The sequence below is a fragment of the Bradyrhizobium sp. i1.15.2 genome, from assembly GCF_040548425.1.
In the GTDB taxonomy this organism is placed as follows: domain Bacteria; phylum Pseudomonadota; class Alphaproteobacteria; order Rhizobiales; family Xanthobacteraceae; genus Bradyrhizobium; species Bradyrhizobium canariense.
In genome coordinates this window covers 1-18,334 of record NZ_JBEPRQ010000047.1, presented here as the reverse complement: position 1 = coordinate 18,334, position 18,334 = coordinate 1, and the positions used below count along the sequence as shown (strand labels likewise).

At 58.6% G+C, this 18,334-nt stretch carries 17 protein-coding genes; 11 read left to right on the top strand and 6 right to left on the bottom strand.

Annotated features, from left to right (window positions below; translation table 11 throughout):
* Window positions 1-149: 149 nt before the first annotated feature.
* From ABIB80_RS37830 to ABIB80_RS37795, 8 genes are all read left to right on the top strand, one after another.
* Window positions 150-1,328 carry an ABC transporter ATP-binding protein gene (locus ABIB80_RS37830; RefSeq protein ID WP_279682209.1) on the top strand — a complete coding sequence of 393 codons (1,179 nt, stop codon included), beginning with the start codon at window positions 150-152 and terminating at the stop codon, window positions 1,326-1,328.
* Between the two features lie 56 nt (window positions 1,329-1,384).
* The gene (locus ABIB80_RS37825) at window positions 1,385-2,269 is read left to right on the top strand and encodes a carbohydrate ABC transporter permease (RefSeq protein ID WP_354129480.1); all 885 of its coding nucleotides are present in this window, start codon (window positions 1,385-1,387) and stop codon (window positions 2,267-2,269) included.
* Window positions 2,266-3,099 (top strand): carbohydrate ABC transporter permease, encoded by an 834-nt coding sequence (locus ABIB80_RS37820; RefSeq protein WP_279682211.1) that lies wholly within the window; start codon window positions 2,266-2,268, stop codon window positions 3,097-3,099. The genes ABIB80_RS37825 and ABIB80_RS37820 overlap by 4 nt, the downstream gene beginning before the upstream one ends.
* A gap of 370 nt (window positions 3,100-3,469) precedes the next feature.
* A complete protein-coding gene (phnF, locus tag ABIB80_RS37815) occupies window positions 3,470-4,222 on the top strand; it encodes a phosphonate metabolism transcriptional regulator PhnF (protein ID WP_279682212.1) in 753 nt (250 codons plus the stop codon).
* 911 nt (window positions 4,223-5,133) lie between these two features.
* Window positions 5,134-6,630, top strand: coding sequence for a porin (locus ABIB80_RS37810; protein WP_279682376.1), 1,497 nt, complete (start codon window positions 5,134-5,136; stop codon window positions 6,628-6,630).
* A gap of 183 nt (window positions 6,631-6,813) precedes the next feature.
* Window positions 6,814-7,296, top strand: a complete 483-nt coding sequence (locus tag ABIB80_RS37805; RefSeq protein WP_279682213.1) for an HIT family protein — start codon at window positions 6,814-6,816, stop codon at window positions 7,294-7,296.
* Between the two features lie 261 nt (window positions 7,297-7,557).
* On the top strand, window positions 7,558-8,559 hold the full coding sequence (locus tag ABIB80_RS37800) for a succinylglutamate desuccinylase/aspartoacylase family protein (RefSeq protein ID WP_279682215.1): 1,002 nt from the start codon (window positions 7,558-7,560) through the stop codon (window positions 8,557-8,559).
* A 111-nt stretch (window positions 8,560-8,670) separates the two neighbouring features.
* On the top strand, window positions 8,671-9,939 hold the full coding sequence (locus ABIB80_RS37795) for an extracellular solute-binding protein (protein ID WP_354129470.1): 1,269 nt from the start codon (window positions 8,671-8,673) through the stop codon (window positions 9,937-9,939).
* A gap of 842 nt (window positions 9,940-10,781) precedes the next feature.
* Here the strand turns inward: ABIB80_RS37795 and ABIB80_RS37790 are convergent.
* From ABIB80_RS37790 to ABIB80_RS37770, 5 genes are read right to left on the bottom strand one after another with little or no spacing between them, the layout of a single operon-like run.
* Entirely contained in the window at window positions 10,782-11,603 is an 822-nt protein-coding gene (locus ABIB80_RS37790; protein WP_354129469.1) for a class I SAM-dependent methyltransferase, read from the bottom strand.
* A 26-nt stretch (window positions 11,604-11,629) separates the two neighbouring features.
* Window positions 11,630-12,760: an aminotransferase-like domain-containing protein gene (locus tag ABIB80_RS37785; RefSeq protein WP_354129468.1), complete on the bottom strand. Its 1,131-nt coding sequence runs from the start codon at window positions 12,758-12,760 to the stop codon at window positions 11,630-11,632.
* A 42-nt stretch (window positions 12,761-12,802) separates the two neighbouring features.
* Window positions 12,803-13,423: a CDP-alcohol phosphatidyltransferase family protein gene (locus ABIB80_RS37780; RefSeq protein ID WP_354129467.1), complete on the bottom strand. Its 621-nt coding sequence runs from the start codon at window positions 13,421-13,423 to the stop codon at window positions 12,803-12,805.
* Window positions 13,420-14,235 (bottom strand): phosphocholine cytidylyltransferase family protein, encoded by an 816-nt coding sequence (locus ABIB80_RS37775; protein ID WP_354129466.1) that lies wholly within the window; start codon window positions 14,233-14,235, stop codon window positions 13,420-13,422. Before ABIB80_RS37775 ends, ABIB80_RS37780 begins: the two co-directional genes overlap by 4 nt.
* Window positions 14,211-15,467, bottom strand: a complete 1,257-nt coding sequence (locus ABIB80_RS37770; protein WP_354129465.1) for a pyridoxal phosphate-dependent aminotransferase — start codon at window positions 15,465-15,467, stop codon at window positions 14,211-14,213. Before ABIB80_RS37770 ends, ABIB80_RS37775 begins: the two co-directional genes overlap by 25 nt.
* Window positions 15,468-16,099: 632 nt before the next feature.
* Between ABIB80_RS37770 and ABIB80_RS37765 the strand changes: the two genes are divergently transcribed.
* Window positions 16,100-16,282 carry a hypothetical protein gene (locus ABIB80_RS37765; protein WP_279682225.1) on the top strand — a complete coding sequence of 61 codons (183 nt, stop codon included), beginning with the start codon at window positions 16,100-16,102 and terminating at the stop codon, window positions 16,280-16,282.
* 56 nt (window positions 16,283-16,338) lie between these two features.
* Entirely contained in the window at window positions 16,339-17,085 is a 747-nt protein-coding gene (locus tag ABIB80_RS37760) for an aminotransferase class V-fold PLP-dependent enzyme (RefSeq protein ID WP_354129464.1), read from the top strand.
* 933 nt (window positions 17,086-18,018) lie between these two features.
* On the opposite strand, the gene ABIB80_RS37755 is transcribed toward ABIB80_RS37760, so the two are convergent.
* A complete protein-coding gene (locus tag ABIB80_RS37755; RefSeq protein ID WP_354129479.1) occupies window positions 18,019-18,132 on the bottom strand; it encodes a hypothetical protein in 114 nt (37 codons plus the stop codon).
* On the opposite strand from ABIB80_RS37755, the gene ABIB80_RS37750 reads away from it, so the two are divergent.
* Entirely contained in the window at window positions 18,091-18,264 is a 174-nt protein-coding gene (locus tag ABIB80_RS37750; protein ID WP_354129463.1) for a hypothetical protein, read from the top strand. The two genes, ABIB80_RS37755 and ABIB80_RS37750, sit on opposite strands and share 42 nt — an antisense overlap.
* Window positions 18,265-18,334 lie beyond the last annotated feature (70 nt).

Genomic DNA, 18,334 nt, shown 5'->3' with positions numbered 1-18,334 from the left:
GACGTGCTAAGCGACCCCCAGGATGGGTATGAATGGCGCGGTCGTACCTATTCTGTCAGTGCAGTTTCATCAAGACCGGGTAGCGATCGCCAGAATGCCTTAGCAAGGTGCCCGGCACGATGAGGGCCGGTCTGGACAGAAAGTGGCCCATGAGTGACATCCACCTTCATCACATCACCAAATCCTTTGGCCCAACGCCGGTCCTTCGGGGTATTTCGCTTGCGATCGACCATGGAGAGTTCCTGACGCTGTTGGGGCCTTCGGGCTGCGGTAAGTCGACGCTCCTCAGGATTTTGGCGGGGCTGGAAGTGCAGGACAGCGGCTCCGTGAGGATCGGAGAGGGGCTAGTTGATGGCTTGCGGCCGAAGCTCCGTGATGTCGCCATGGTGTTCCAGTCCTACGCGCTTTATCCCCATATGACCGTAGCCGCCAACATGGCCCTGCCGCTTCGCATGCGGCGATTGAAGTTCTGGCAAAGGCTGCCGATCCTGGGAAGATTCATGCCGGGCGCCCGGCAAGTCTCGGCCGAAATCGACGCAGAAGTTGCCCGCACCGCAAAGGCGCTGGGCATCGGCCATCTGCTTTCCCGAAAGCCCGGCCAGCTCTCCGGCGGACAACGCCAGCGCGTCGCCGTGGGCCGCGCGATGGTCCGCCACCCTGCCGTCTTTCTAATGGATGAGCCGCTCAGTAATCTGGATGCCAAGCTCCGGGTCCAGATGCGCGCCGAGATCAAGGACCTCCATCGTCGTCTGGGCGTCACCTTCGTCTACGTCACCCACGACCAGGCCGAGGCGATGACGCTATCTGATCGAGTCGCAGTGATGCTCGATGGCGAGTTGATCCAGGTCGCTCCACCCCAAGATATCTATGCCGACCCCGACGACCGCCGCGTGGCCGAATTCGTCGGAAGCCCCAAGATCAACCTTCTCGACGCGATTGTGCGCGAGCGGGGCCTGGTCGATGCCTTCGGCACCAGCTTCAAGATCCTCTCCGATGCGCCGCCTGGTACGGCGCTCGCCCTTGGCATCCGTTCGGAAGCCTTCCACCTTTCCGAGTGCGTCGGCGTCAATACCCTGACCGGGGCGGTCCGGCTCATCGAGCACATGGGTTCCGATCTATTCGTCCATCTCGACCTCGCCGGCCTCGATCATCCGCTTATCGCCCGGCTGGCCGCCGAGCGGGCGCCCCAGATCGCGCTCGGCCAAACGCTGCATTTGTCGGTAAATCCCGACCGCATCCTGGTCTTTGGCCAGGACGGCAAGAGGCTTCGGTCCAGCGGGTCGGGGGAGACACCGAAGCTCATCCCGATCCGGCAGTTCGCCCTGTGAATGCGCTCGGTCGCACTCAGTCCGCGGACGCGCCAGAGCGCGCCGCTCAGGTGCCTTTGCGTCGGCAGCGCCTTGCCGAGGGGGTGGCTGCCTACACCCTCGCGGGGCCGGCGGTCCTGCTGCTTGTCCTGCTCTTCTTCGTACCTGTGATCGCGGTCTTCGTTGTCGCACTAACCGACTGGCAGTTTGGCGCGCACACCTTCGCCTTCGTTGGAATCGCGAACTTTCGCGAGGTATTCGCCGACGACGGATTTCGAGCCTCGCTCCTCAACACCGTCATCTATGTCCTGATTGTGGTGCCCGGCACCGTGATTCTCGGCCTTGCCATCGCAATGCTGATCGAGAGCGGACGGTCGCTGCGCGCTCTTTACCGCGCCATTCACTTTCTGCCATTCATGGCGACGCTGGCTGCGATGGCGATCGCATGGGAGGCGCTGCTCCATCCTACCATCGGCCTCGTCAACCAGACTTTCTCTGCGCTGGGGCTGCCCACAGCCAACTGGTTGCGCGACGAGGTGACGGCCTTGCCGGTGCTTGCAATCATCGGCATCTGGCAGAACCTCGGCTTTGCTATGGTTCTCTTTCTCGCCGGCCTCAAAGCGATCCCCCACGACCTCTACGATGCCGCCGAGATCGACGGTGCTGACCTCTGGCTCGATCGCGTCCGGACCGTCACCTTGCCAATGCTTGGTCCAGTATCGATGTTCGTCGTTATCGTCGTGGCGCTCCGCGCTTTCGAGGCCTTCGACACCATCAAGGTGTTGACCAAGGGAGGGCCAGGCCACGCCTCTGATGTACTGCTTTACACGCTCTACCGCGAGAGCTTCGAATATTTGCGCACCGGCTACGGCGCAGCCGTCGCCGTCGTATTCCTTCTCATCGTTGTGGCACTAACGATCATTCAAGCCCGCGTCATGGACAAGAGGGTGCACTACCAATGAACGCCCGCCTCTCTCCTCAGGCCGCCATATTGCGCCACGCCGTGTTGCTGATCACGGCAGCCATCATCCTCGTCCCCTTCGTCTGGATGATTAGCCTGTCCATGAAACCGCCGGGTGAGATATTTCGTGAACACTTCGCATTTCTCCCCGAGCAATGGTATGCGGTACAGAACTACAGAAAAGCGTTAACCTCCGCGCCGCTTGCGCGCTATATGGGAAATGGCATCCTGGTCTGCGCCGCAATCTTGACACTCCAAATCCTAATCTGCGCCCCTTGCGCCTATGCTCTCGCCAAACTGCGCTTTCCTGGCCGTGATCTGATCTTTGGTCTCGTATTGATCGGGCTCCTACTGCCGCACCAGGTGCTCTCGCTGCCACTTTTCGTGCTCTGCTATGAACTCGGTATCCTCAACACCTATGCAGCGCTTATCTTTCCCTTCGTGGTCTCGCCGTTTGGCATCTTCCTCTTCCGCCAGGTGTTCAAGACCATTCCCGACGACGTGGTCCACGCCGCGCGCCTCGATGGGCTCTCGGAACTGGGCATCGTTTGGAAGGTGATGGTACCGATGGCGCTCCCGGCGGTGATTGCATTCTCGATCTTCTCCGTCGTGGGCCGTTGGAATGACCTCTTCTGGCCGCTGATCGCGGTCCGTTCGGAGAGCCTGATGCCGCCACCGCTCGGCATTATTGCGTTCGCGAATGAGGAGGCAGGGAACGATTACGGGCCCCTCATGGCAGCCGCCACAATCGTCATTCTTCCCCTTGTCATCGCCTTCCTCGCCGCTCAGAAGTGGTTCGTTGAAGGAATGACAGGGGGAGCCGTCAAATGATGAAGCCTTCTTGAGAGTCAGTAACGAACGGTCTGTATCTAATCGGCCTCCGCTCGGCTGGCCTGGCTTTGCCGACGCCCCCCAATTTGGTACGTTTCGGACAGTAGGATACAGCGAGCCCAAGAATACGGCTCCAGAATAATGTTGGGCGTCCCCGCGCCGGTGCGTTAGCGTCGGCTCCAGTGGAGCGAAGCGCCAGTTCGGCACAAGTGAAATCCCGCCGATTTCCTGCTGCACATGGGAATTTTCCGGCAAATTTCGACTGCCATCTGCCCCTTACGGTCATTGCCGCGCCGGTTTGATGTGCTAAGGCGCTGGACGTTGGCGGGGGCTTTGGCGCAGACGTTCCGCCAGCGCAGGCCCGAGATCGATGACCGGACAGAATCACCCATCTTCCCTCTACGCCAGGCGTGGTGCGAACTCGCTATGGCGGATCGTGGTCGAGGCCATCCGCAAGGATATCATCGGTGGGACGTATAAGCCGGGCGAACGCCTACCTACAGAAACTGAGCTAGCCGCGATCTTCGGCGTTCACCGCAATACTGTGCGCCGGGCATTCGCGGTGCTGAAGGAGCGCGACTATGTGCGCATCGAGCAGGGACGCGGCACCTTCGTCAAGGAGCGCGTCGTCCACTCCCGATTGGGGGCGCGGACCCGTCTGAGCACGACCGTGCGCGACATGCACAGGATCAGCGAGCGCCGGTTCGTCGGTTCCGCGCGGGTTCGCGTCGACAGGGAGCTTGCGCGCGACCTCCGTGTGCCACAGACCCAGTTCGCACGCAGAGTCGATACGCTGATACTGATCGATGGTATCGCCGCCTCGATCTCGTCGAGCTATTTCCCACTGCCTCGATTCGAGGGAATCGAGGCGCTGATCGAACAGTCGGGCAGTCTCACGGAGTCCTGGAAACACTTTGGAATCCTCGACTATCACAGATTCGAGACGCGAATTTCCGCGGGTTTACTGTCGCAGGCCGATGCCCTGCTGCTTGCGCTGCCGCGACGGCAACCGGTGATTTTGATGACCAACATCAATGTGGACCTTGACGGCGTTCCGATCGTGGTCACAAGAGGCCGAATGGCGCCGCAACAGATGCAAGTTGTTATTCGATTTAGCGAGTGATGAAATGAACCCGTGTTTCGTCTGAGGAGATGTTTGCCACTTTGATTAGCAGGCAGATTCGCCGTTCTTTCCAGACCAGAGAAGCGCCGATGCTTCACCAGACTGCTTGCATGGGCGCCACCTCGCGGCTGCCGCTTCCTGTACCAAACCATTTCATTTCTATCGGCGAAAGCGCCCAGCAGACAGCGCAATCCATCTCTCGAATCGTTCAATCTAAAAGAATGACATAAAGGAATTCCTCTCCGGAAAGTGGACGAGCGAGATTTTCCTGCCTCATCAATCATAAGCGACTCACGTAGCTAATCCGCAGTCCTCCAGCAGGCGGTGACAGGGCAGGGAGCCGATTTACAGTTGCAACATCAAGGTCGATCTCGACGGCGCTTCGATCGCCGCCTCAACCGCCCGAATGGCCCAGCAATATGTGGTGGAGTCATTCGCTTCAGCGAGTGATTAGCCGAGTGCCGGATCTTTGTTTCGGCTGAAGGTACGTTTGGCGCATTCATCCAGAAACTGTCAGCGCTGGTTCAGCGAACCGACATCGGCACTTTAGATGTTGGGCTCATCTTCCCGCCAGAACGCCAGTCGAATCCGTCGAATCTGGCGTGAGACTTCGCCACCAGGGGTCGGTCTTGCGGGACACCATCCCTGCGCTCGCCGAACGCTTTGCGGCCTCGTCTCGCTAGGAAACCGAAAACCTACAGTCAACGATCGCGTCTTTGTGAATGGAGACTTTTGTGCTGAAGAAAATTATCAAGCGAAACTCGAACGAGACGACCTGCCATCGCGCATCACCCTCACGACAATCATTGAACAGCGGCTGTATGGGGCACTCGGACCCGGCTTCTAGATCCGCCCAGATCGAGCTGTGCTCTGCCCTGAATGGGCCGATTCATGGCGACCGTGCGCGGTACATAAGTGCGATCAAACAGGTGGTTTTGACTTCAGCGGCAGGTTTACTCGCCCTGAGCGGCGCACAAGCAGCTGACCTTCCCGTCAAAGCAAAAGCGATTGAGTACGTGAAGGCCTGCTCGCTCTATGGTGCCGGATTCTACTACATTCCGGGGACCGACACCTGCATCAGACTGGGTGGATACCTGCGTTTTGACACAACTCTCTTGCCGAACGGCGTAACCGGCGCGGGCGGAGCTAACAACCGCCTTAGTAACTATTACACCATGCGGTCTCGTGAGGCCCTCGACATCGATACGCGTACCGCGACCGAGTACGGCGTCGTTCGGACCTTCTTCGAAGGCCTGCTCCAGTGGACCACAGGTGGCTACGCCGGTGCTGGCGCGGGTCTCTCTGGCGGTGCCACGACGTACTCCGGTGACGCAGTCGCAGGCGGTTACCTCCAGGTGTACCTAGCCTTCATCCAGTTCGCCGGCTTCACCTTCGGTCAAACGCAGTCGCAATTCAACACACCCTGGACCGAGTATCCAGCGAACATCTTCGAGCTGCCGGGCAGCGGCGGCGGAGACGCCGTCAATCAATTCACGTATACAGCCGACTTCGGTCAGGGCATCACCGCTTCCTTCTCGGCTCAGGATCAGGTCGCCAGATACACAACCAACATATGGAACGTGAGCGCCGCGACGCCGGCAGGTCTCGCAACCGGTGCCTACGGTGCCAGCGACATCGGAGGATCGCGAGCTCCAGATCTCGTCGCTATGCTTCGCGTTGACCAGGCTTGGGGCCTCTTTCAGGCATCGGTCGCAGCGCATGACAACCATGCCGCATATTATGGCGCGGCCGAGACGACTGGTCATCCGGCCGACAAATGGGGCTGGGCTGGGCAATTGGCCTTGTCGATCAAGAACCTTCCGACCGGGCTGGGTGACACCATCAATGTGAGCGGCATGTATGCCAATGGCGCAAGCCGCTATGGGTTCAACAGCTATATGCCGACGACTTTCGCGAGATACGGCGGTACCGGAGCAGCAGGTGCTTACCAAAGCCTCGGCATCGCCGGTGTGTCTGACTCCGTCTTTGTCGCCGGTGCCGGTCAGGAGCTGACCACGGTCTATGGTTTCAACGGTGGGTACACCCACAACTGGGATCCATATTGGGCCACCAGCCTCTATGGAGCGTGGGCTGCTGTCCGGTATGACAGCAGAGCGAAAGGCTACATCTGCGGCGCATTCGTAGCAGGTATCGGGCTATCGAGCGGCGTTGCCGGTTGCAACCCCGACTTCAACTACGCGGTTGTTGGTGCACGCGCAATCTGGACCCCGGTCAAGAACCTGTCCTTCACAGCCGAGATTGCTTACAACATGCTCGATCAAAAGTACGCAGGCGGAAGCACTGTGACGCTGCCGCTCCAGTCAGGTAGTGCCAAACCGGGTGCTGCGTATGAGCTGAAGGACCAGGGCGCCGTGAACATTCTTCTGCGCGCACAGCGGAATTGGTGAGCTCCGTTCAACCAATGCCTATCCCGATCCGAAGTCAGAGCATCACATCCGTCGTGACGACCTGCAAAATATTGTGCCCCTCAAGCAGACCGCCGAAGGGCCGATGCCGACAGCGGTTCGCGACGTGACGAGTCTACCGAAATCCTGATATTTGACGGACCTCCATATAGAAAGACATATAAAATGGCTCATGAAAGCTATTCGCCGGCCGAAATCCTGCGGTTGATCGACAATTCAGACGAGCGCCATTTCGTTGCCGAGCTCGAAACAGGCATTGTTACGCTCAGCCGCAACCGTCAGTATTTCAAAGGCTACTGCTTCTTTTCCGCGAAGCGGAAGGCACGCGAACTGCATGATCTTCCGATCGAGATACGCACGAAGCACCTTCTGGAAGTGGCGATGGTCGCTGAGGCAGTTCAGTTAGCCTTCGGCGCGAAGAAAATGAATGTCGCATTCTTCGGAAATTCTTTTGCTCACGTGCATTGGAACATCGTTCCCCGTTACGGCACCGATCCGCTGCCTGGCGATTCGATCTGGACGCTGGACCGCCAGTTGATCGAATCGCACTTCCTGCCGGAACAGGAGTTTTCGGAGGTGAAAGCCACGTTGCGCGAGGAGCTCTCCAAGCTCTGCGAGCGCGACCGGATTCCGATCTCCCTCTCCTGATCACGCGCACCCTCGTCGTGCTCCGCGTCATTGCCTTCCTCTAGAGTCTCCGATTGAGGCGTGCCTGACTGCGGTCCAGGCCCCTTATGATCTCAATAACTTCCTTGCTCCTGCGGATTGAGCTTCGCCACCGGAGTTTCGCGAACACATGTCCTTGAGCGAACCTATCGATATTGCGGGTCACGAACCGTTGTGGGAGAGAACAGTCTCGGCTCCGCTTCACAGATTCGACTGTCGTCAAACCGAGAGGAGTGTGAGCTCATGAACCAGTCGTTTGAATTGAGCATTGATCTAGATAAGGATGGCCGTCAGGACGGCTATCTCAACGTGAAGACGACCAGCGAGCTATCGCCATTCGGATGTTCTATGGTTCCTATCACATCCATACGCAACGGCGACGGCCCCTGCGTTGTGGTCATCGGCGGCTGCCACGGCGACGAGTATGAGGGGCAACTCATCGCAAGGTCGCTGCTCGGCACCGTAGAAGTCGAGGATGTTCGTGGCCAGTTGATCATGCTTCCCGCCGCGAATGCCGAGGCCGTTCGAGCCGGACGGCGTTTTGCCCCATCTGACGACGGGAATCTGAACGCCGTGTTCCCCGGCAGGGAAAGCGGCACGGCGACCGAGCGCATCGCGCACTTCATCGAGACGGTCCTGATGTCGCGCGCAGAACTTGTCGTGGACATCCATACAGGCGGTAGATCCATCGATTATTTCCCGTCGGCAATGCTTTCTGGAGCTATCGATGGCGACAGGCGACGCCGCGTCGTGGATCTCACCAAGGCACTCGGACTTCCGGTCGCGTTTTTCGTCGATGAGGAAGATTACACCCCTTCGAGCATTCTCGGCGCATGCGACCGCGCCGGGGTCCTCAACATTTCCGCCGAAATCGGCGGAGGAGGATCAGTCAACCTATCGACGCTCGAGCAAGCGCGCACCGGCGTCATACGTCTGCTGCATCGGGCCGGCGTCCTTTGTGATGGCCCTTCGAACTCAGCTCCCGAGGTCGCGTTCATGCGTCGCCTCCCGATCAGCTCAACCGTTTTCTCGCCAGCAAGCGGGCTGCTAGAGCCGCTCGTGCAACTAGGCGACTGGGTCACCAAAGACCAGTTGGCCGGCCTCCTGCATTCTATTGAAACACCGTGGTCCAAGCCGACGCCGGTTTACTTCGCCGAAGCCGGGTTCGTACTCTGCCGTCGTCTGCCGGTTGCAACACAGATCGGCGATGGCGTCTTCAAGCTCGCGGTGCCGATGAAGGCGTAAGAAGCTCCCGCGGTTTGCTCTCATGACAGCAATCGCTGCAATTGACGGCTTCGGATTCTTCGAGCGACTGCTCACACCGAAACCGATTGCCCCTTAACGGAGCACCATACGATGATCACCCGCAGAAGCGTCCTGGTGACCGGAGCCGTGTCGACCGCCGTATACGCCATGCCGGCCGTCGGCAGAGCCGCCCAGAAAACGACCGTCACGATTTCGCAAGCCAATCCGACTTACCGGGCTCTTCTCTCCGAACTGACGACGCAATTCGAAACTGATAACCCCTCGAAGTCGATCAAATTTGTAGCTGACGGGGACAACTGGGACCCATTATTGAACAGCACGATCCGAGGTTCTCTTGTGAATTCCCTGCCGGACGGCTCCTGGCAAGCCCTGACCTATGCGGGGATCCTCGCCAACAGAAAGATCGCGCAGCCTTTGAACAAGCTCTTCGGCGGCGACACTGGGGGTCTTGAAGCCCTTCGAGTTTCGAGCGCGATGATCGATGCGGCAAGCGTCAATGGCGAAGTCTTCAGCGTCCCGTTCGGGACGACCATTCCCGTCATCTACTGCAACATGGACCTTCTTCGCAAGGCGGGTTACCTGAATCCGAAACCTCCAGCGTCCTGGGATGAAATTCATGAATTCGGTCTAAAGGTCAAAAGTCTAAACGAGACGGTCAGCGGCGGCTTCATCGAATACGAGGCCAGCAACGCCTGGATGTTCCAGACCCTATTGTCGTCTTACGGGGGGGAGATGATGAACCGGGTACAGAAATCAATTGCCTTCGACAGCCCGGCAGGTCTCCAGGCGCTGACCACTCTTGCGCGTTTTGGTGAAACCGTCAGGATAGATATGTCCGCGGAGCAAGCTCGCCAGGCGTTCAAGTCGGGTAGCACTGCAATGCATATTCAGTCCGCAAGCGGCATGACTTCGACGGCGAAGGCGGCGGCCGGGCATTTCGAACTGGCCATCGCCCAGATTCCCATTGCGCCTCAGGGTCGACTGGCGGGAGCCGGTCATGGTTTCTTCATGTTTACCAAAGATCAGGCCAAGCAAGAAGTCATGTTGGATTTCATGAAGTTCGCCGCCAGTAAAAAGGGCCAGATGATACTGGTGAAGAATAGCGGGTACATGCCCGTCAATCTCGCGGCTCTCAAGGACTCCGTATTCCTCGACGAGTATTTGACGATTAACCCGCTGCATCGGGATATCGTGGAACGGCTTGCGGTGACAGGGGACCAATTCTCGTTCCCGAGCGATAACACGGCCAAGATCGTAAAGATGATGTGCGATCAAATGCGCGGCGTCCTCTTCTGGGGCAGCAAACCGGAGGAAGCACTGCAGAACATGGCAGGCCAAGCCAAGAAGCTCCTTGGATAATTGCAAAGCTGCAAGCATACTCGTCGGCGACTCCGTTGAACGTGCCCCTAAAGATGGTGTAGGTGACAGCGGCGGCCACCGTGCTTCTTCGGCATTGGCCGGGAGCGAGTCAGCTTGCCTCAGGGAGCCAGTTGATGATGAGATCATCGCTCTTTGAGTCTTGGTTTCGAGGGTTACATATCGCGACCGCTCAATGGCGGCTCGTGGTTTGCCTCAAGCAGCAGTGCCGTCGAAGGCCGTTCGCGTAGGGTTTTCAAGATGGACGACTATTCGTAAAATCTCCTCCGCAGAGCGTCTATATTGAGGTTGGACCTCCGCCGAGTTCTACGGCCAGAACTGAAGTTCCAACACGTTCACAGGCGGCGAAGAGACTTCCCGCGTTGTGATCCTCCTTGTCCAAAGCGAATGTCATTGGCGTTCCAAAGATCTGGACAAGTTCAATGAGCCCCGCTGTGTCGTCTCGGCCACGTACGGAATCATCGCGCAAAACGTATACTCAGCGCTACGTCCTCCCGAGTGCGTGTCCACGGCGAGTGCCGCCCGGGGTAACGAGGCCGTTTCGATAAAATGGGCGTGGACTTGAGTAGGCATTCCAATTGACAACACTGGGAAGGCGGCATTTGGAGTTCCCCATCAAATGGCGAGACGCTCGATCCGGGGTAGACCGCAGGGGCCCAGGGCCACTCAAACTAGAGGCAATGATGACTTGACCGCTTATCGTCCGCCTCTTTAGCTCTTGGGCTAGCATGCGAAGCGCGATCTGACCTGCTATTCGTCACCGTGGCAGCCGCCAGGCAATAATGTGCAGGGGCCGGTTCCATTCCTGACCGAGATAATCTCGATTATCGCTTTGTCGCTAATGTCACCTCGGTCACGTGAGGTTGACGCAGTAGACCGTCCTGAGAGTATCGATCGAATAATTCGGTTAGCTTTGCGGCAACGGCTTGCTTGCCAATGGCCGAGGCAGATCGCTGCATGAGGCTGGACGAGAAACTCAGTGCAAGGAAGTGTGAAAGGTCCACATCGAAATCCCAATTCCAATGCCGAACGATCACGTCTGCGAATCGGAGGTCAGCAACGAGCTCGCTGCAAAAGTCGATCGTCGAGTACGTTCCAGCGAGGGTTGTGAAAGTGCCCCTGCGATATTCTGGAATGCACTGTTCGACGAATTGGTGGTATTCGGCAAGCGCCGGGCTGTCCCAGTATCGGTGTCGATTGTGAACAAGCGCCAACATCCCATCTGGGAGCAATGTGCGCGCGACCTCGGTGTAGAACATCTGTCTATCAAACCGGTGGGCCGCTGTAGCTGCCGCGATGGCAGACACAGACTTGTCTGGAAATGGCAGCCGCTCAGCTGCTGCAATGCGGAACGTGATTTGCAGATCGTGGGGCGCTGACTTGCCAGCAATCTGAAGCATGTCTGCATTCGGCTCAACTCCAATAACGGCGAGCCTTCCCTGCGCTTCCGCGGCGAGCACCCTTGTGAAAATTCCTGTGCCGCTTCCCACGTCAACGATAGGGGCGTCGAAGCGTTTGTTGGTGACGTGATCAATGATTACCCTCGCAACTTCAGCGGGATAGCTGGGTCTATAAAGGTCATAGCTTTCGCCCTCGCCAGTGAATTCGGACCAGGGGGTCTCAAAATTGGGAAAGTTGGTAGTCATCGTAACCTTTCAAAGATCTCCGAAAGCTATGCTCTGATAAGTTTGCCGATCATTGACAGGCCGTTGCGAAGTTGGTCGTGATCGGTAGCGACCCCAAGTCCGATTCGGACTCTCGTGTTGCCTAGAGACGAACCAACGGCGAAGGCATTTCCAGCCCCGACGACAACACCTCGTTGCTTCGAAGCTTCGACAAAATCACTGAGGCTTAGGTGGTCTGGCAGTTTGATCCAGAGGTGGTAACTTGCCGGATCGATATCGAATGGCATGCCGAATGCCTCTTCCGCGATATTCCGTCGGCTTTTCGTTTCGAGGCGCACTGAATCTATAATTTTAGATGCCAAGCCAGTCGTTAGCCAATGGGTCGCGATCTCCGCGATGAGAGGCGCAACCATCCAATTTGTCGTTCTAACCCCAGGCCAAAATACCCTCTGCGTCGTCGATAAACTTGGGCCGGCAACGTAGGCGATCCGAAGCTGACAAGCCAAGGATTTGCTGAGACCCGAGATATACCAGCTGCGTTCGGGCGCATACGCAGAAAGGGGGGGAGGAGCGCTCTGTGGAAGGACGCCATAGATGTCGTCCTCAAAGATCGAAAGATTATGACGGCGCGCGATCTTCGCGATTTCTTGTCGCCTCGTCTCGGTCATAATCGCTGATGTGGGATTGTGAAGAGTAGGCATGCAGTACAAGGCGCGCGCCTTCCCCTTAAATTTGTTGCACGCACGATCAAGGCTTTCAGGTTCAATCCCCTCCCCATCAATCGAGATGCCATACAATTTTACTCGAAATAGATGCGACAGTGGTTTGATCGCGGGATAGGTAAGTGCCTCCGTAAGGAGAACGCCACCTGGTTTAACATAGTACGCAAGCAACATAGCGAGGATGCTCTGCGTACCGTTAGCGAGCATTATTCGGTCTGGATCCAGCGTTTGTTCAAGTCGCCGTGCGAGCCAATTGGCACCGGCTTCACGATCCTGCGCTGTGCCGGTGAATCGAGGAAATCGAATGGCCTCTGCGACATTCGTCTTCGCAAGATAGGAAAATGATTCCTGGAGTGCAGTCCGTACAAGCGGACTCGGAGGTGGAAAATTGCGTCCGAAGTCGATGAGCCGTGCGGAAGGCTGTGCAACTTCGCTAAGATTTGAAAGATTGTCCATTTTCTTCTCCCTGGCTTGAAACCAGAACGATCTTCAGTCCGATTAACGGGCAATACCCGCGACAGTTGCCAGCGCGATCGAGCCGGCGATTGCAAAGCTTGTCGCGATCGGCACAGCAATTCCACGAATGGCTGGGACGCGGATTGCAGTGGTCACGTACAGCAGTGCGAGTATGATGAAGGTTGCCGCAACAGTCGTCGGAAAAACATCGTCCGATAACAACGGGCGAGCGAGCAGCAGGATTGTAAGTAGTGGCGTACCGTAGGAAACCGGAATGCCAACAAATCGCGCATCAGATGTGAGTCCGACATTTTCGAAATAGCTGAGCCTGATCGCGCCCGCCAACATCAGCGCCAAGCTCGCGACGAGCGACAGCATCGTGCCTTGGCCAACAAGGATAATGATCGTGGCCGGGAACACAACGCCATGAATGAGATCGGCAAATCCATCGAAGCTTTTCCCGAACTCCGCCACACCTGGACGGCGAAGATGCCGCATCTTCCGGGCAACATGCCCGTCCCAATGATCCAGAAACCAGGTCCAAAGCATTGCCGCAACGCCGAGCTCGATCTCGCCGTTAAGGGCGAGGAACAGCCCGATGACGGCAAATAGATAGGCGAGGGCGGTGATGGCATTTGCACGGTCGCGCAGATACCCGATCATCGCCTTGCTCCCGTCGGCGGGATGAGACTTGCCGCGGAAACTGCGCGGATCATCGGCGGCGCGAACATCTTCTCCGCCAGGCGCAGATCATCTTCGCTGTCGATCTCGAACCAACGGGTATCGCTGCAATCCACCGCTGAAAGCTGCAGCTCTCGCTGCTCGACAAGCCGAGCGAGGATCTGCTCGACGTAGGCCGTACGATGCCCGCTTTCCACAGCGCGGTGCAGTGCTGGCACCAGCTGTTCGCGCGAGGCGTCTGCGGAAAAGCGCGTCACGTTGATGGTCTTGAAGAGACCCCTGGCCCGGGCCTCGACGGGCGTCTGGTTCATGACGAACGTGACGACAGAACCATCGTCAGCCAGCTCGACGGCGGAGCCACTCATTGCTGCGTTGAACGCCGCAACAGCCGCCACGCTCTGCTTGGTAGAAGAGACCGTTCGAAGTGTTCTTTCGAGAACTTCTCGCTCGAAGAACACGTCGCCTTCGAGAAAGACAGTGTCGCCGGCAAGCATTGCATTTCGCGCTAGCCATAGGGAATAGGCGCTGCCAGTCCTATCGAAGATGGGATTGTGGACATAATCGATGTCGACCTCCTCAAACCGATGGCCGCACGACTGTTCGATGGCTTCCTTGCGATAACCCACGACGATGGTTGCCTTGCGCGTCCCGAGCTCAGACAACTGGTGCAGCGCGTTGTGCAGCATCGGGGTTCGGTTCACCTCCACCAAGGGTTTCGGAACGAATTCCGTGTAGGGGCGCAGTCTGGAGCCCATTCCTGCGGCAAGGATCACCGCCCGTGTATCATTGAGCATTTCGAAATGTCCTCCTCGAAAGCTTCAGGCCGCTGCTTGTCTGGTCGCAGGTTGTTCAGGGTCTCGACGGCACGTCTAAGTCCCGACTCCAGCAGGTCCGGTGGAGCGCCGAACGAGAGACGCAGCCCGTTCACGTCGCCAAAGGCACTACCGGCGACGGAGCCCACATCGGCTTCCTCCAGGAGCAATCGTGCAATGTCGTCGGTGGATCGAAGGTGGCCGCCGGCCGGCAAAGCTGAGACAAGCCTACTGAGATCGAGATAGAAGAAGAATGAGCCGTCGGCGCCCGGCGAGGTTACGTCCTGCAGACCAGAGAGGATACGAAGGCCGTTGTTGCGAGCGTCGGACAGACGCTCATGCAGCTTCCGTTCAAAACTGCCGTCGCCGACTTCAAGGTGATGCAGGATCGCGTGCTGTGCGATTACATTGGCATTCGAGGTCGTATGGCTCTGCAGCTTCTTGGCCGCCGAAACGATCTCCGGAGGAGCTGCGAAGTAACCCAGGCGCCAACCGGTGATCGCCAGCTCTTTTGAGAAGGCGTTGACCAGGATTGTCCTTGAACGGACGCCGGGATGCGCCATGACGATCGACTCATGGCGCGAACCGGTGAATACGAAGCTGGAGTAGCTTTCGTCGGAAACAATCCAGAGCTGATAGTTGATCGCGAGATCGCCGATAGCTTGTAGAGTCGTTCGATCATAGACGGCGCCGGTCGGATTGTTCGGCGAGTTAATGATAATGGCTTTCGTGCGCGGGGTGACAGCGGCGCGAAGTGCGACGATATCAGGAGTATATGTCGGGGCGCGAACATCAACGAACACGGGCTTTGCGCCAGCGAGAAGGACCTGGGACGGGAATGTCGGCCAGCAGGGGCGAATGATGATGACCTCATCTCCGGGATTGAATACGGCCAAGGCAACATCGAGCAGGCCCTGCTTTGCACCCGCAGTGATAGCGATGTTATCCGTGTTCCAGCCGATGCCTGTTTCCGCAGACAGCTTTGCGGCGACAGCGCCGCGAAGCGGCGTCAGGCCGATGGAATCGGTATACCGGTTCGCCCCGGCATTGATGGCGGCAATCGCTCCGTCGCGCACGGATGGTGGTGGATCGATTATGACTTCGCCGGCGGCCAGATCGATGATCTGACGGCCGGTCGCGGCAGCTCTCTTAGCCGCCTCACGGGCGGCGGCAGTGCCCGAACCTGAGAGCAAAGACATCCGTTGCGCCAACATGCGCGCTCCTCCTGCTTCGATTGCCGAGTTTGTTAAGGTGATCGCAACCGCTTCGTCGTTGGTACGCGGTCTGCCCCTGCGGATATCATTCTTCCGTTCGACAGCCGCTTCGTAGCCAAATGGCGCTTAAGAGTTCATTGAGACCGGAGCCCCTTCATCGCGCCAAGGAGCCCTTATGCACTTACACGAGAAAGGAGGGCCGCGGTTGGAGCAGACTTGAGCACACAGTATTTTGGAACCGAGGAGCCAACGCATCGATCGCGGCCGTCGGCCAGAACAGAGTTTGAGTGAGTTTGCATGCTGAACTCCTTGCAGTTGATGCTTGCGTAGCCCGATGTTCATCCTTCTAATAGTTTGCTCCCATCAGTAGATCAAATTACTAGCGTTGGTAGTTGACCCGAGCGCAATGTAAGTCGTTAGAATTAAGACGAGAGTTGCGGCTCTACGGTTCTCAGAGTCGAGCACGTCTAGGCGTGCTCTTGGCGATGGCGTCTATCATTTGCAGGCATGTCGATGCACGAGGCGGTTTGAAACCCGCCGTAGTCCGATTCCGACAGTGCCGCCCGCGCCATCGACGAGGCCGATTGGCGCGCCGTGCGCGGGCTCTATGCCGTGCGCCGGATGCAGTCAACTTGGAGAACGGCCATTGGGGCATCATGAACGAGCCGGTGCAGCGTGAGTTCATCCGCCAACCGGACATCGTCAACTATCAGAATTACTATGTGCGGCAGCGCTCCGGACCGGACTTCGAGACCATGCGCGCCAAGGTGGCGGAAGCCGTGGGCGCGGCACCCGAGAATCGCGCTCACGCCTGACGCGGCAGAGGCGCTGCAGCTCCTGATCGGCGGCTATAACAAGCTGAAGCCCGGCGATGCTGTGCTCTACGCCGTCTCGACTACGATTCGATGCAATATGCCATGAACGCGCTCAAGGCACGGCGCTGGGTCGAGGTCACCTAGCTCTAGGTGCCGGAGCCAGCGACCCGACAGGCCGCGTTGGACGCCTACGCCCGGGTGCTCGACGAGAACCCGCAGACGAGGCTCCTGCTCCCAATCCACATCAGCCATCGGACAGGCCTCGTCATGCCGAGCGCCGAGATCGTGCGCATGGCCGAGGCCAAGCAATCGGCACCATCGTCGACGCGGCCCATTCGTGGGAACAACTCGATTTCAAGGTAGGCGAGCTCAAGACCGACCTCGTCGGCTTCAACCTGCATAAATGGATCGGCGCGTCGCTCGGGGCGGGCTTCCTCGACATCCGGACGAACCGCCTCGCCGACGTCGACCGCGACATGGGCGACGAAGAGTTTCCGGAGACCGACACCCGCCCGCGGGTGCACGCTGGCACGGTCAATTGCGCCACCGTGTTGACGGTGCCCGCGACGATCGCGCGCAACCAGGAGATCGGCGCGGCCACGAAGCAGGCCCGCCTGCGCTATCTGCGCGACTACTGGGTGCGCCGTGTGCGCGCGTTCAAGGACATCGAGATCCTGACGCCGGACAAGGCCGGCTCCTACGACGAAGCTGACAACGACGCCATCGTGGCGAAGCTCAGAGATAGTTATAAGGTGCTCTCCGTGCGCCGGGCGGGTGTCGTCAAGGGCAATGCGTCCGCCTGACGCCGGCGCTCTATCCCGAGGAGGCGGATCTCGACCGCGTGATGGAGGCGCTCGTCGTGGTCACCGGCAAGAAGGCGGGCTGAAGCGTGCCGGTCCTTGAATAAGGCCGCCGCGTCATGACCCGGAGAAGCCCGGGTGAATCTGTGAACGACTCGGCTTTTGCCTCCAGACCCAGTTGAAGCAACTTCAACAATAGCCCGCTCCAACAGGGCTCGAGAAGGAATATCATCCCGCCCGTGGGCTGGCGCATGTGGTCCAGGCGAAACATGCTGGTGTTCGCAAGCACCCTGCTGACGGTTGGCGGGCTTGCCGACGAATTCGCCGCAAGCGTATTTTTCGCGGCGGCATCACACTCTTCGTCGTAGCCTCCGGGGTGCGCTGGTTACCCTCGACCACGAATAGGGCCGTTGAAAATGCGAGCGCTATTCAGAAGAGAAATCCGAGGAGAGACGAAGCCCACGAGCAGCGCCGAGATACCACTACGGGCTCGGCTCGTTCGCTGGGATTCGTCTATTGTGCCTGCGCCCGCTCGCTTGCCTCAATCATCCCGGATGATCTGCTCGTGCTCCACCGGCAGACGTGCCAGAGTATCCGTCCGAAGGACGGCCGTCGGCAGGGGGGGCGAGGGCTGCGCCAGCGATCGCGCTGCCTCGGCAGCCGCGGCCGCTTCGCGTGCTTGTTTCCTGCGCGACCGCGCGCTCGGTGCCCGCATCGATGGTCCGCTCGGCACGCAGTTCGCGCTTCATTGTCGGATTGAGTGCTGCAACCGTCTCCTCGCGGCGCTCGCCGACAACGGTACGATCGGGTGAGGCGCGCAACGTCGCTGCTTCCCGTCTCTCCGCAACCGTTTCGCGTCCGTGCGCTCGATGAGCCGCTCGCGTACTTCTCGGCACACAGGAACGCGTTTTCTCACGAGCCGCAAGTCGTAAGCGCTTAGCCTAGGCCCTCTTGAAGCTGGCTTGACGCTTTGCGGAATCGCCACGGCATGAGGTCTTCGATTCTGCTATGGGGATGGCCGTCGATGATCGCTTCGAGTATTTCGGTGATGTAGGCAGCCGGGTTGACGCCGTTGAGCTTGCAGGTAGCGACGATCGACGCCAGCGCGGCCCGGTTTTCTGCCCCGATTTCATGACCGGCAAAGAGAGCATTTTTCCGTCGTCCGTTAAGAAGCCGAATTGAGCGGGGCCGGACAGGCGGGCGTGCGCCAGAGCTGGATCAGGAACAGGCACAAGAGTTCTCTGAGCCAGGC